This window comes from Gracilibacillus dipsosauri, assembly GCF_003176895.1.
Taxonomy (GTDB): Bacteria; Bacillota; Bacilli; order Bacillales; family Amphibacillaceae; genus Gracilibacillus; species Gracilibacillus dipsosauri.
The window spans coordinates 380,872-395,441 of sequence record NZ_QGTD01000005.1; the positions used below are offsets into that span (position 1 = coordinate 380,872).

General features: G+C 38.8%; 14 protein-coding genes. All 14 read right to left on the reverse strand.

The features are described 5' to 3' along the window. The 14 genes from larB to DLJ74_RS05865 all read right to left on the reverse strand — a co-directional run bounded on the left by larB (position 1) and on the right by DLJ74_RS05865 (position 14,539). Positions 1-750, reverse strand: coding sequence for a nickel pincer cofactor biosynthesis protein LarB (gene larB / locus DLJ74_RS05800; protein ID WP_054787180.1), 750 nt, complete (start codon positions 748-750; stop codon positions 1-3). Positions 751-767: 17 nt separating this feature from the next. Next, complete coding sequence (locus tag DLJ74_RS05805; RefSeq protein WP_109983715.1) at positions 768-2,234, reverse strand: gluconokinase; 1,467 nt, start codon at positions 2,232-2,234, stop codon at positions 768-770. 72 nt (positions 2,235-2,306) lie between these two features. Beyond that, positions 2,307-3,125: an ATP-dependent sacrificial sulfur transferase LarE gene (larE, locus tag DLJ74_RS05810; protein WP_109983716.1), complete on the reverse strand. Its 819-nt coding sequence runs from the start codon at positions 3,123-3,125 to the stop codon at positions 2,307-2,309. Positions 3,126-3,146: 21 nt separating this feature from the next. Further along, complete coding sequence (locus tag DLJ74_RS05815; protein ID WP_109983717.1) at positions 3,147-3,917, reverse strand: glucose 1-dehydrogenase; 771 nt, start codon at positions 3,915-3,917, stop codon at positions 3,147-3,149. A gap of 12 nt (positions 3,918-3,929) precedes the next feature. Beyond that, positions 3,930-5,198, reverse strand: a complete 1,269-nt coding sequence (locus tag DLJ74_RS05820; RefSeq protein WP_109983718.1) for a nickel pincer cofactor-dependent isomerase, group 22 — start codon at positions 5,196-5,198, stop codon at positions 3,930-3,932. Between the two features lie 21 nt (positions 5,199-5,219). Then, the gene (locus tag DLJ74_RS05825) at positions 5,220-6,143 is read right to left on the reverse strand and encodes an AEC family transporter (protein ID WP_109983719.1); all 924 of its coding nucleotides are present in this window, start codon (positions 6,141-6,143) and stop codon (positions 5,220-5,222) included. A 239-nt stretch (positions 6,144-6,382) separates the two neighbouring features. Further along, entirely contained in the window at positions 6,383-7,459 is a 1,077-nt protein-coding gene (locus tag DLJ74_RS05830; RefSeq protein WP_109983720.1) for a Gfo/Idh/MocA family protein, read from the reverse strand. A gap of 64 nt (positions 7,460-7,523) precedes the next feature. Then, on the reverse strand, positions 7,524-8,369 hold the full coding sequence (locus DLJ74_RS05835; protein ID WP_109983721.1) for a sugar phosphate isomerase/epimerase family protein: 846 nt from the start codon (positions 8,367-8,369) through the stop codon (positions 7,524-7,526). Beyond that, on the reverse strand, positions 8,366-9,376 hold the full coding sequence (locus DLJ74_RS05840) for a Gfo/Idh/MocA family protein (protein ID WP_109983722.1): 1,011 nt from the start codon (positions 9,374-9,376) through the stop codon (positions 8,366-8,368). The genes DLJ74_RS05835 and DLJ74_RS05840 overlap by 4 nt, the downstream gene beginning before the upstream one ends. Positions 9,377-9,384: 8 nt before the next feature. After that, positions 9,385-10,530: a Gfo/Idh/MocA family protein gene (locus tag DLJ74_RS05845; RefSeq protein WP_109983723.1), complete on the reverse strand. Its 1,146-nt coding sequence runs from the start codon at positions 10,528-10,530 to the stop codon at positions 9,385-9,387. 5 nt (positions 10,531-10,535) lie between these two features. After that, positions 10,536-11,381: an AraC family transcriptional regulator gene (locus tag DLJ74_RS05850; protein ID WP_109983724.1), complete on the reverse strand. Its 846-nt coding sequence runs from the start codon at positions 11,379-11,381 to the stop codon at positions 10,536-10,538. A gap of 329 nt (positions 11,382-11,710) precedes the next feature. Beyond that, complete coding sequence (locus DLJ74_RS05855) at positions 11,711-12,991, reverse strand: TRAP transporter large permease (RefSeq protein WP_109983725.1); 1,281 nt, start codon at positions 12,989-12,991, stop codon at positions 11,711-11,713. 5 nt (positions 12,992-12,996) lie between these two features. Further along, a complete protein-coding gene (locus tag DLJ74_RS05860) occupies positions 12,997-13,497 on the reverse strand; it encodes a TRAP transporter small permease (protein WP_054859744.1) in 501 nt (166 codons plus the stop codon). Positions 13,498-13,525: 28 nt separating this feature from the next. After that, complete coding sequence (locus DLJ74_RS05865; protein ID WP_109983726.1) at positions 13,526-14,539, reverse strand: TRAP transporter substrate-binding protein; 1,014 nt, start codon at positions 14,537-14,539, stop codon at positions 13,526-13,528. Positions 14,540-14,570: the final 31 nt, after the last annotated feature.

Genomic DNA, 14,570 nt, shown 5'->3' on the forward strand with positions numbered 1-14,570 from the left:
CTAAATGTTATTTTGATTCGCTATCCGATGAATCATCACCGCATTATAAGCTCCGCCAAATCCATTATCAATGTTGACAACACTTATTCCTGATGCACAAGAATTTAGCATCGTTAAGAGAGCGGAAAGCCCATTAAAGCTTGCCCCATATCCAATACTAGTTGGAACTGCTATAACTGGATGGGAAACAAGTCCACCTACAACACTAGGTAGAGCTCCTTCCATGCCTGCTATTACAACCGTAACAGTTGCCTTCCTTATCTCATCAATATGTGCAAGTAATCGATGAATACCAGCGACACCAACATCATAGAAGCGTCTTACTTCTACTCCATATGCTTCAGCTGTTTTAGCAGCCTCTTCTGCAACGGGAAGATCGGATGTTCCTGCACAGACTATCGAGATATATCCCTGATAATGAACACTTTCCTCATGATTTTTCATCAACAATATCCGAGCTGTTGGATCATAGCTAAAATTCGGTAAATGCTCCAAAATAATCTGTGCTTTTTCTAATTCGACTCTAGTAACTAATATATTCTCATTTTTCGCCATCATTGCCCGGGAAATATCGATAATATGTGCAGGCTCTTTTCCTTCCCCAAAAATCACTTCAGGAAATCCTTGGCGCTTTGTTCGATGATGGTCTACTTTGGCAAAGCCTAAATTTTCAAAGGTAGCGAGCCTTTTCTTTGCTTCTTCTGCTGTTAATAAGCCTTTTTCTACCTGTTTTAAAATATCCTCTAACATTATTTCACAACCTATTTTTATTCGAAGTATTTTTGTATATCCTTTGCTAACAGCTGATAACGGATAAAGACCTTCTGATATTGCTGATGATTACTCTTATTCGGCTGTACAACTTGGTTAATGGGGATGTTTTGTTTAATCGCTTCAAACGAATCTACTTTTCCAATAGCAACAAGCGCTGTCCACCCTGCTCCCCATGCTGCACCATGATGAGTATCTGCTAGCTGAATTTCTTTTCCAAAGACATCTGCTAGAATTTGCACCCACAATGGAGACTTGGAAAGCCCACCATTTACAGAGATGCTAGTTGGTGATCCTGCAATTTCTTCTAATGATTGACTAATTTGATATAGATTAAAGACAATACCTTCTAAAACTGCTCTCACTAGGTGTGGCCTTTTATGTGTTACACTAAGCCCAAAAAAGTTACCACGCGCATTTTGATTCCAGACTGGTGCACGCTCCCCATTTATATATGGAATAAATAATAGTCCATCGGCACCAATGCCGATATTGTCCGCATCTTTTAAAAATTCTTCATGGGTTCCTTTATATTCTAGCATATCTTTTAACCATTGAAGGGCAATTCCACCATTATTTGTTGGTCCACCGACAATAGACGTATTCTCTGTAAAAGCATAGCTAAAGGTTTCTTGATTGTCATTTACATGCTGACCTGAAATAAGCTGACGAATAGCTCCACTTGTTCCAACAGAAATCGCAACCTCCCCAGGTTTTATTGCACCATTTCCAAGGTTGGCTAATTGGCCATCAGCAGCCCCAATCACAAGCTTTACATCTATTGGCCAGTCTAATTCCTGTGCGATACTTTCCTTTATACTACTAATTATTTCAGTAGGAGGAACAATTTCTGATAACTGGTCACGTTCTACTCCGGCAATTTTTAGCGCTTCTTCGTCCCAATCTAATGATTGTATATTCATTAATCCGGTTGCAGATGCCATCGAATAATCCGTTATTCTTTTGCCAAACCATTTGAAAAGAATGTATTCTTTCATGGACATAAAATAACTTGCTTGTTTGTATGGAGAGTAATCCGTTTCCTTCATCCACATTAACTTCAGTAATGGTGACATAGGATGGATAGGTGTTCCTGTTTTTGTGTATACACGCTTCTTCGTCGCTGGATCCATTCTTTGCACAAGCTCACTGCTGCGGCCATCTGACCAGATCAGCATATTGGACAGTGCCATTCCTTTTTCATCGACACAAATCAAGGAATGCATAGCACAAGAGATCCCAATCGTTAAAACACGATTCTTTTTGGTTAAGGAGAAGATTTCTGCTAGAACATTTTTGGTGCTTTTTTCTATTTGATCAGGGTTTTGCTCCACATAAGCTATTTCCGGGTAAATTGTTTCAATAAACTGTTCCGACTCCGCCAATACCTTCCCTTCTAGATCAAAAGCAATGGCTTTAACACTAGTTGTACCTATATCTAAACCAATGACAACTTCCTGCATAAGACTCTCCTCCGTTATTTTTAGTGAAACCAAAAGCTTTGGACATACTTCCAAAGCTTTCCCCAATTTCTATTATGAACGATTAACATGGGATAAGGTGGTATTCATACTACCACTTTTATAACCTACTAGGTCCATTGTTACAAATTTATAACCATAGCTTTGCAGTTTTTCCGTAACACGCTGATGATTTGCTAGTAGTTTTTGCATATCTTGGGGTTCAACCTCAATCCGAGCGATATCATTATGTGTACGAACACGAACCTGTCGCAAACCGAGTGTTTTTAAAAAGGCTTCTGATTTATCCACCTTCGTTAATTTCGCCTGGGTGATTTTTTCTCCATAAGCGATTCTCGATGAAAGACAAGCAAACGATGGCTTATCCCACGTTGGTAGCCCCATTTCCTTTGATAGCTGACGAATTTCTTCCTTAAAAAGATTGGCCTCTTGTAAGGGACCGCGAACCCCTTGTTCCTTCGCTGCACGCATTCCTGGACGATACTCACTTACATCATCTGCAATCACACCATAAATTATATTTTGGTATTTTTTTTGTTGCATAATAGGAACTAGATGATCAAATAAGCTATTTTTGCAAAAATAACATCTATTTTTATCATTTTCTGTATAGCCTGGTATCGCCAATTCACTTGTTTGGATAATTTGATGATTAGCTCCTATTAAAGCTGCAAGACTTTTTGCTTCTTCTCGTTCACTAGTTGGATATGTCTCTGAATCCGCAGTAACTGCTAAGACATTGTCCACACCAAGTGTATCGACAGCAGTCTTTAATAAAAAGGTACTGTCCACACCTCCTGAAAATGCGACTACTACTCTTTTCATTTCTTGGAGAATAGATGTCAACGCTTGGTATTTTGATTCGATTTCCATACTATCTCTCCTCCCCAAAAATTAAATAGTCATACTGCCAAATCCACCATCCACTCGTAAAAAGGTCCCTGTCACAAATCCACTTGCTTTATCAGATGCTAAATATACAGCAGCTCCTTGAAGCTCTTCAGGTTCGCCAAAACGATTCATCGGGGTATGGTTCATAATGGATTGAACTCTTTCTTCACTTAATATTTTACGGTTTTGTTCTGCTGGAAAGAACCCAGGAATAATGGCATTCACTCGAATATCGTGTGGTGCAAATTCGCGTGCTAAAAATTGTGTCACACTATTCATCGCAGCCTTCGAAGCAGAATAAGTAAACACTTTGGATAATGGTGTAGTGGAGGATACAGAAGAAATATTAATAATACTACCCCCACGTTTTTGTTCCATCATTTTTTTAGCAAAAATTTGAGTTGCAAATACGACTCCTCTTAAATTGACATCCATAATCTTATCCCATTCTTCTGTTGCTAGATCTAGAAATGGTGTTGTACTATTCATACCAGGTGCGTTGAGGAGAATGTCCCAGCCACCTGTCCATGCCTCAATTTCTGTGGCAACATTTTCTACGGTTGCTAAATCACTTACATCCGCTTGAAAGGCCTTTGCCTCCCCACCATTAGCATTTATTTTTTGGGCGACCTCCTCTGAAGTCTCCCTATTTCGACCGACTATTGCGAGCTTTGCTCCATGCTCAGCCAGCCCTTCGGCAATCGAGCTACCTAGTGTACTATTTCCCCCAAGTGCTACAGCAACTTTCCCTGTTAAATCGAATAATCTACTCATGCTCCTACTCCTTTATAAGAAATTTCCGTCTTTATCAAAAGCTAATTCATAAAGATCCGTTATTTTTTCTAGGTTCTCATGTGCTTCCACATCTGATAGCATATTTTCTGATACTTCAATTTCACCAATCTCCAGCGTATTCTTAATTCGAACTACCCTGGCTTTTGTAAAATTCAGAATATTACATGTTTTGATCGCTGCTTGGATAGCAGTTTTATCAGATGGCATGGCCGTTGAGATATGAGTTGGACCAACTACTGTTGATGTTAGGCCATTAGCATAGGTAGTTTCCCGATCCATCTTATCGACAAGCTTTTGGGTGGTGAAGTCTGCTGTACCAACCCCATTGGCATTTCCTTCTGTCTGTTTCGTTAAATCTAGCACAACCATTTTGGTCACCTCTGGCCCGCCATAAGCATAAGGAGTCGGATAACGCCCTGTAATATTTGGGTCCATGCCATCCCCACTAATGTTCTTACCGATTTCATCAATGACTAACACATCGATTTGATCGAAGAAAAGCTTTGGTAAGGACGCCTTAGCAAGCCTCTGTAAATCTGGTTCCTTTTCTTCGATTTCTTCAGGTAATAAAACCTCTAGTTTTGCTACCTTATCAAATGCATTTTCGACTGTGGCCACTGCAAATAGGATCGGCATTTTATCGATAATAATTTTAGCCATAGCTGGCACATGCTCAGCCATATGCTTAAAGCCTAATTGGTGACAAGCCTCTGCACCCTTTTGTTTGCCGAGCCCTATACTGATCATTTTCATAATTCCACTTTCAACAGGACCACGAAATGCCGTATGCGGTTTCACTCGATTAATGACGACAATACCATCAGCTTCTGAAGCGATTTTATCGACATAGATTGGTAGACCATTTTCTAGTTCATCAATTTTGATCACTTCCATGGAGGAACGAATCTCAGCACCTACTATTTCTTCTTTTACACCTAAATGCTCTAAAACCGCTTTTTGCCCAGGTCCGGTAGCGCCGCCATGACTCCCCATGCATGGAACGATAAATGGCTTTGCGCCATGCTTTTTTAAAAAGTCGATCGTAGTTTTGGTCATTTCTACTAGACGATCTAAACCACGACTACCTACTGCAACCGCAATTTCCATTCCTGGCTTGACCTGTTGTGCTAATTGCTTTTGATCAAATTGTTCTAATAAGACATTGCTCAGGTTATCAATCTTTTTATCATCAAAGGACTGTTTTACCTTGACCATTTTAGGAATCGGAATATCTTGTACAAGCTCATGTAATATACTCAACCTAATCACTCCTTATCAATTTTAAAATAGAACACGAGAAAGGTATATAATCACTGTAACAGTAAGCATACTGGCAACCGTTGAGAATAAAACCGTCTGTGCGGCAAAATCTGGATGACTTTTGTATTCCTCTGCAATCACAGCACTATTAACAGATGTAGGCATTGCGGATGCAATAAATAATGCTTGTGCCATCACTCCTTCTAAGCGGAATACAGTGATAATCATAAGAGCAACGATAGGTCCACCTATTAATCTAATAAAAACACTAACATAGACAGAGATTAATCCTTTTTTAAATTCCATCTTGGCTACCTGTGCCCCTAACGTAAGTAAAGCGATTGCAATCATAGCATCTGCTATGTAATTGGCAGATACCCAGATCGGTTCGGGAATAGCTACATTCCATGCATTTAATAGTACACCTGAAAGCATTGCATAAAGGACGGGCATTTTAAAATAACCAAGTGCTGCTTTTAATTTTCCTTCTTTTGCTGCCCTTAACGAAAAGATCCCATAGGAAAAAAGAAAGATATTTTGTAATGTCAGCATAATCACTTGGATCGACATCGCGAATGGATCACTACGAAAAACAAGATCATTAACAGGTACTCCGTAGTTACCAGAATTAAAGAACATAACACTATTAGCAAATGTCGTCTTCTTTCCACCTGTTATATTCATCACCTTAGCTACAATGAGAGCAACAAAGTTTAGTAATACAACGAGCAGGATAAAAAACAAGAGAACCTTGATAAACAATGCTAATCCAAATGTTGCACTATACAGCTTCACAAATATAAATCCAGGTACAAGAAAATAAATGTTAAGCTTCGCCAATGTGGAAAGATCTAATTTGAATTTCAAATGCAAATAAAAGCCTATCGTCATTAGGATAAAAACAGGGAGAATGATGTCTTTAAAAATCACGAAAAATTGCTCCATGTAATTCCTCCCCTTCTTCTAGCTAACAAAATAACAACGTTGTTATACTTATATTATCACATATTCTTATAAATGGAAACTCAAACTTTCGCTTGAGGTTTTCCGATAATTCCGCCACTTCTAAGAGTTTTCTCGCCACTTTTTCTTTTTTCCCGCCATTTATCCTTGTTATTCTACGATGGACCTTCACAACAAAAGCTGTTTTCCAGACTTTCTCTGAAAAACAGCTTTTGTATCTATTATTTTGTCACATCGATTGCTTTCTCTTGTGCTTGTAGACATAGTTCCGCTGCTTTGAAGGCATGCTTTTGCGTCATTGCATTTTCGGTACGATTGATACAATCCTTAATTAGCTCACCAAAGAATGGATAGCCCACTTTTCCAGTTACATCGAAATGCTGTTCACCATCCTTATTAACAAGGTACACCTGATTACCGCCAGTGTCACGAGCCAAATCTACGTATTTCCGTACCTCGATCGTTCCTTCCGTCCCAACGATAAATGTCCGACCATCTCCCCAAGTGCTTAATCCATCCGAAGTGAACCAATCGACACGGAAGAATTGGGTTGCCCCATTATCTCCTCTTAATGTGGCATCACCATAATCCTCAAGCTCTGGATACTCAGGGTGGTCGTAATTGCCAATTTTACTATGTAACACCTCCCCATCCTCACAGCCTGCATAAAATAGGAATTGCTCTATTTGGTGACTACCAATATCACAAAGGATCCCACCATATTTTGCTTTCTCAAAAAACCAATCAGGTCTGCTCGGTGCATTTAAACGATGTGGGCCAAAGCCTGTTACTTGAATAACCTTACCGATAGCCCCTTGTTTGACAAGCTCTCCTGCAAAGACGGCACTTTCCACATGAATACGTTCACTATAATACACCATATATTTCTGTCCTGTTTCTTCCACAACTTTCTTCGTTTCTTCCAATTGAGCTAGTGTCGTAAAAGGACCTTTATCTGTAAAATAATCCTTTCCTGCACGCATGACACGATTTCCTAATGTGCTTCGTTCTGATGGAATTGCAGCAGCAGTAACTAGCTTTACTTCTTCATCTTCTAAGATTTGATCAAGAGAATCTGCTTTTTTTGCCTGTGGGAATTTTTCTATAAATTGAGTTACCTTATCGTCATCAGGATCATATACCCATTTTAATGTTGCGCCTGCTTCTACTAGACCATTGCATTGACCAAAAATATGGCCATGGTCTAAGGCAACAGCGGCAAAAACAAATTCTCCCTCCTTGACCACTGGATTTGGTTTCCCCTTCGGAGCATAGTTCATCCCATCCGCTTTACTCATTTGTACACTCTCCTTCTACTGATTCTTTATCTACCATTGTAAGTGTTTTCACTGAATTTTACTATTAAAACCAATCGGCATAACCCATTTTTCGTAGATTCTCTGCTGAATCATGTAAACAATCAAACGGGTCCCGTCCATAGGTATCATCTTGTTCAATAAGAAATTGCTCTGCACCCGCTTCTAGACTTGCTTCGATAATGGCTGGCATGTTCAGATTTCCTTCACCAACCTCTGCGAATTCTATTAGATTGATAAATTTATTATGAAATTTGCTTCGGTCCTGTAAATCCTCTGCTGTCAAACCTAAATTTCCGATCCGATAATCCTTTAAATGAATAAGAGCAACACGTCCTTTATACTCCCGTATAAGCTGAACAGGATCTACGCCAGCTCGATGAATCCAATGAACATCCAACTCAAAACCTAATAAAGACGTATTTTCCTTCATGATATCGAGCAAAAACTCTCCGTCATAGCGCTCAAACTCGATATGATGGGTATGATAATAGAGAGAGATTCCCTCTGAATGAAGCCTCTGTGCCATTTTCTCAGCACGAGAGATATAATCCATTATTTTATCCTTATCTCCCATAATCGTTACAGGAAGCATTCCAATACGAATAAACTGACAATCTAATCTTTTACAATCGGCAACAATCTTTTCAAAATTATCTTCTAGGTTTTCGTTATCTCCATCAAGAGGGGCTGTTATAGACGTAATGGTTATCGAAAAATCCTTACTTGCTCTTCTCATTTCCTCTACATTTTCTGGTGTCATCGGTATTTGAGATACCTCTACAGAATGAAAGCCAAGCTCGTGGAGCTTTTTCATTGTTTGATAGGCTCCGTTCTCAGCCACCTTGCCTTTTAACATCATCATTTGAACACCGATTTTCCCTTTTTTCATTGGAATACCTCCATTGTAATAGGTTTTTTCGCTTCTGATGAATTACGAATTAATTGAATCATTTCCATCGAAACGAAAGCATCTCTAACATGTATGTAATCACATGTACCGCCAAGAATTTCCTGATAAAAATGGGCAATTAATTTGGCATGACTAGCTCCATAATAAAACTTAGAGCCAGGTAGCTTTGTGTCTTCTGTCACCCTTTTTTTCTGCCCATCTTCTGTCGTGATGGTTAGTATACTATCTTTTATCGTTAATATAGCCTTTTCTAACATTACTTGAAATTCAATCGATGAATTTTGTGCATTGGAAACAGTGGCAAAGAATAATCCTGTAGCACCATTGTTAAATTTTATATAGGCAGTAGCTGTGTCTTCAATATCATATTCATAATCTAATAATTGATCAATGGAACCGCGAATGGATTCGATCTCCCCGCCAACTAACTGTATTAAATCTAACGTATGGATCGCTTGATTAATCATTACACCACCTCCAGCTGTTTTAAGAAAACCGCGCCATGGTTTGGCATCATAATAAGCCTTAGGCCGATGCCATGTCACCAGTCCTTTTAATCCAATGATTTGCCCATATTTTTTACTCGAAACCATTTGTTGTAATGCTTTTACCGTTTCGTTTAAACGATTTTGTAGACAGACACCAATTTTGATATTTGGATGATTTTCTTCCAGTTCAACGATAGCTTTGGCATCCTGGATGGAGTGAGCTAATGGCTTTTCTAACAAAACATGCACACCAGCTTCTACAGCTGTTTTTGTAGCCAAATAATGAAGGTGATGTGGTAAGCAAATGTGAACACAGTCTAATGGTTGTTCTGTTAGCATTTTAGCGAAATCCGAATAAAACGGTATTCCATCAAACCTTTCCTTCTGTGATAGATCTAAATCACAAACGGCAGCTAACCGAGCATCCTCCATTGCTTGGATAGACTTTAAATGAATAGAAGAGATATCCCCAAGTCCAATTATCCCTACATTAAGCATAGGTGCACCTACTTTCTCTCTGCTTCGCGTCGTTTCGTTAATTCCTCTAAGTATAGATCCTCATCAATTGGTATACTTACTTCCTGATTTAACCAGCTTGACAAGTGCATGGCGTTTGCTAGCTCTACACCATGAATTCCATCACTACCAGGAGCGATTAGTGGCGTTCCATCTAAAATGTTTGCGGCAAAGTTTTCTAATACAGCTTGGTGCTGTCCACCCCACATACTGTCAAACTCGATCATTTCTTCCTCATAAATTGCTCCAGGGCCGTCTCCACGTAATATCTCGGAAACCTCATGCATCGACATCGTAGCACTCATTTCACTTTCTGGTTTCAAAAGTCGCTTAATGTTTACTTTTTTACTATTATCTACGACGATTTTCCCCTTGTCCCCAAGGATTTCTAATCGATCAGTGCCCATGACATCATGTGTACATGTAATAAATACACCGGTTGCGCCATTACCATAATCAAAAATGGTCGTCACATCATCCTCCACTGGTATATCACGCTGGAATCCATACTGAGCTTTTGTATACACTTTTTTTGGCATGCCACAAATCCACTGGATTAAGTCAATTTGGTGTGGGGCTTGATTAACGAGAACTCCGCCACCTTCGCCATCCCATGTTGCTCGCCAAGTTCCTTGATCATAATAGCCCTGTGGACGCCACCATGTGGTAATGATCCAATTTGTCCGTCGAATCTTGCCAATCTCTCCATTATCGATAATTTCTTTTACTTTTTGATACAATTTGTTTGTTCGCTGGTTAAACATGATTGCATAGGTTAAATGTGGCTTCTGCTTCGCGAATTCATTGATTTCTCTTACCTGTTTTGTATACACACCTGCTGGTTTTTCTAATAATGCATGGATATCGCGCTTTAATGCTTCTATCCCCATCTCTGGGTGTAAATAGTGTGGGACACAGGTTACGATAGCATTGACATTTTTACTTTCTAACATGTCCAAATAATTTTCATAAAATGGGGTTTCAGGGTAGCGCTCCTCTGCCAGCTTCCTCTTCTGTGGATCATGGTCACAAATAGCCCCAAGCTCCATATTGGAGATTTTACCTTCTTGAAGAAAGTTTGCGTACGCATTACCTTGCTGTCCTAGACCGATAACACCTAATTTTACCTTTGCCATTTGACTCACTCCTTAAAGATTTTTAATCGTTCCATTCGATACGTTTTTGCAGTGATGCCCATCTGTTTCTTAAAAAATCGACTTAGATGTGAAACGCTTTCAAATCCACTCTCATCAGCAATTTGCTGTAATGTCTTTCTTTCTTCTACTTCTAATAGGTATTGAACTTGCTTCAGTCGACATGCCATCACATATTCCATCACGGTAAAACCCGTCATTTCCTTAAATACGTGCGAGACATATGATTTACTAAGGTTTAGCTGTGTGGCGATTTTATCAATCGAGAGCTTTTCGTGAAAATGCTGTTGGATATATGTTGCAATCCTTTCTGCCTGCCATGTTTTATCCAATTTCTTTGATATCACTTTAATGGACGATGTATTCCCAAGCCGATTGACGATGATCAGCACCTGTACAAGCAATGCCTTCAGTTCCCACTCTTGCTCTTGTTTAGACATAGGCTCATGATTAATTTCACTCATTTGTTTAATCAGTCCAGCTAATTTATTCACTTCTTGCTTGTTTGTTGTCCTTATTAAGCAATGCCCAAGCTTGTGAAAAACGTCTAATAAACTAGAAGCATTTAAGGATGAAAGTAATGTTTCGATGGAATGTGGTGCAAAATGAACATGGCTTCGTATGTACTCACTGTTTATCGGTACATTCGGTTTATGTAGTGCCAATCCGTCCATTAATAAAATATCGCCTGGCTGTAAATCGTATATCTGATTATGGATCAAATAACGACAGGTTCCTTTATGAAATAAATATATTTCATATTCAATATGGGAATGGGCCTTAATTTTGCCAGCTTCTCCTTCTAATCGATAGTTCACTTTAAAGTTTTTCAATGAACATCACCTAACCTATTATACTTTTGATTCTATTGTATACGATTAGATAAAAAAATAACTACTATTGCTTTATTTTTCCGTTTTTTTGACTAAGAGTGCTCTTATGATGAACATGGCTACAAAAAAGTAATTAAAGTAAGCAAAAAAACGAACGATCCTTTAAAATCGTTCGTTTTATTTGCCTTTTAAAACGAGTTTCCATCACCGCTTTGTCAAAATACTTCACTTTCCCGCAGGAGTCTGCGTATTTTGACAACAATATCTTTATCATTCGTCTTTCTAGTATGCTATTTTCTTTATGATCTATCGATAAAGTTTTTCTTGTATTAAGGTTCAAAGATCGATGGCAAGTATAGTGAAATCTCAGGTACATAAGCGACAAGTAAGACCACGACAATCATTGCCGCATAAAATGGGATCATTCCCTTGGATGCTTTTTCGATAGGAATTTTTCCGATTGCCGATCCTACAAACAGCACAGAGCCAACTGGAGGTGTCACTAAACCTACTGCTAAACAGATGATAAGCAGAACTCCGAAATGGATAGGATCAATACCTACAGTTGTTGCCACTGGAAGTAGGATAGGTGTTGTAATTAAAATCAATGGTGCCATATCCATTACCATACCTAATAAAAGTAAGATAATCACTATAAACAGAACGGTGATGGCATCATTTGGAGAGATACCGATTAAGAAATCAGATACCATTGCTGGCACCTGAAGTAATGCTAATAACCAGCCAAATGCAGAAGAGGCAGCAATAAGAAACATAACCATTGAAAGTGTTTTAAACGTTCGGTATAGGATAACCCCCATTCTTGCTAACGGTATTTCCCGATAGACAAAGAATGTAATAATGAATGCGTATAATACTCCGATAGCGGAAGATTCCGTAGCAGTGAAGAACCCACTAAGAATTCCTCCCATAATAATAACAACCGTTAATAAGCCTAGTAAACCTTCCCACATAATACGAGGGATCTCCTTACGATCAATGACTTCTCCTTTTGGATAGTTTCGTTTAACTGCGATGACATAAGTTAAAACCATCAAGGCAATCCCAAGAAGTAATCCTGGACCAAGTCCTCCCATAAATAGGGCTCCGACAGAAACACCACCTGCTGCCGTTGAATAGATAATCATATTATGACTTGGTGGGATTAATACACCTTGTGCAGCACTAGAAATCGTGACAGATACCGAATAATCAGAATCATAACCATTTTTCTTCATCATCGGTATTAAAACAGAACCGAGAGAGGAGGTATCTGCTAATGCTGATCCAGAAATACCACCAAAGAAAGTACTTGCCAATACATTCACCATAGCAAGACCGCCTCTAATTTTCCCAATGATAACATTCGCAAAATTGATCAATCGACGAGAAATTCCTCCTTCATTCATAATCTCACCAGCTAATATAAAAAATGGAATAGCTAATAAAGAAAAGGAATTCACGCCACTTACCATACGTTGTAAAATAGCGGCTAAATCTATATCCATATACATTCCTGTTATTAAGGAAGACAAGATCAGCGTAAGTGCTATTGGGACTCTACATAATAATAAAATAATAAAGCTTCCTATTAATATAGCGACTTCCATCCTTCTTACACCTCACTTATCTCTTCTGTTAAATCTTGGTGTAGCCCTTTAGTAAATAACAATTCCACGCCATATAATGTAAGGAAAAAGCCGGACACAGGTATACTTGCATATAGGAAACTACTTGGTAATCCTGTACCAGGCATCGTGGACGCTCCCATTAGAACAACAAACTGATAGCCATAATAGATCATCATGATCCCAAAGCCAATAATTAATATCTTCGAAAAATAATCAAATAGATGCTGAATCGACTTAGGTAGCTTATTGATAACAAGACCTAGGGCTATATGCAATCTTGCCTTTACACCATAAGCAATTCCTAAAAAGCTAATCCATACTAACAGTAATCGAGAAAGTTCCTCAGACCAAGATGGAGTGTAATCGAAAAATTGCCGAGAAAAGACTTGAATAATAATGACAATCGCCATAGATCCAAGCATTGTTAGAACAATTCCAATTAGCATCTTGTTTAGTAGAGAAACGATTTTTTTAAAAAGATTCATAAAATCTTCCTCCTTCTAGCTAACAAAACTATTTCGTTAGCTTCTCAATCCAATCTCCATATTGCGATTCATATTCATCGTAAACTGGCTGAACTGCCTCTCTCCATACTGCGATATCTTCTATTTCTGTTAATTCACTTCCTGCTTCCTCTACAGCTTGCTTGGACTCTTCCACTAATTCAGTCCACGCCTCTCGTTGGACAGCTACCGATTCTTTTGCAGCTTCCTTGAAGGCTTGTTTATCCTCTTCACTTAAGCTATCCCACAACTTTTGAGAGCCAATAACAATCTCTGGTGTTCCAGAATAACCATTAACCGTATAATATTTAGCTACCTCATAGTGGTTACTCGTGTAATAGCTTGGGAAGTTATTTTCCGCTCCATCAATGACTCCTGTTTGTAATGAAGAGTAAACTTCCTCATAGGCCATTGGTGTGGCAGATGCTCCTAATGCCTCTACAACAGAAATTGCTAAATCAGATTGTTGAACACGTAATTTTAATCCTTCTAGATCCTCTGGCTTCTCAATCGGATGTTTCGAGTTATAAAAAGCTCGTTCACCAGAGTCATAGTAAGCTAACCCAACTAAGCTCGTACCTTCAAATGTTTGAAGTAGTTCTTCTCCAATGTCTCCATTTAATTTCTCCCATTTCTCCTCTTCACTCTCAAATAGAAATGGCATGGATAGAACACCAATCTTATCATTAAACTGTGTTAGGGGTGTGGCATTTACCCGAGCGAGATCGATGGAACCTAATTGTACCTGCTCGATAACACTCACTTCATCCCCTAGCTGTCCACCAGCGTATACGTCAATTTTATAACGACCATCTGTTTTTTCCTCTACTAATCTTGCAAATTCTTTATCTCCAACAGTTGTTGGGTAATCCTCTGGTTGATTTTCAGCAAGCTTTAATGTAATAGTTTCCCCACTACTATCGCCACTACTTCCTTCCTTGTTATCAGATGAATTACTACAGGATGCTAATAACGTGATAGCGCTTACCATAACAATAAACATAAGAAATATCTTTCTCTTCATGTTGTCCTCTCCAATCTGTTAAAATTAACTA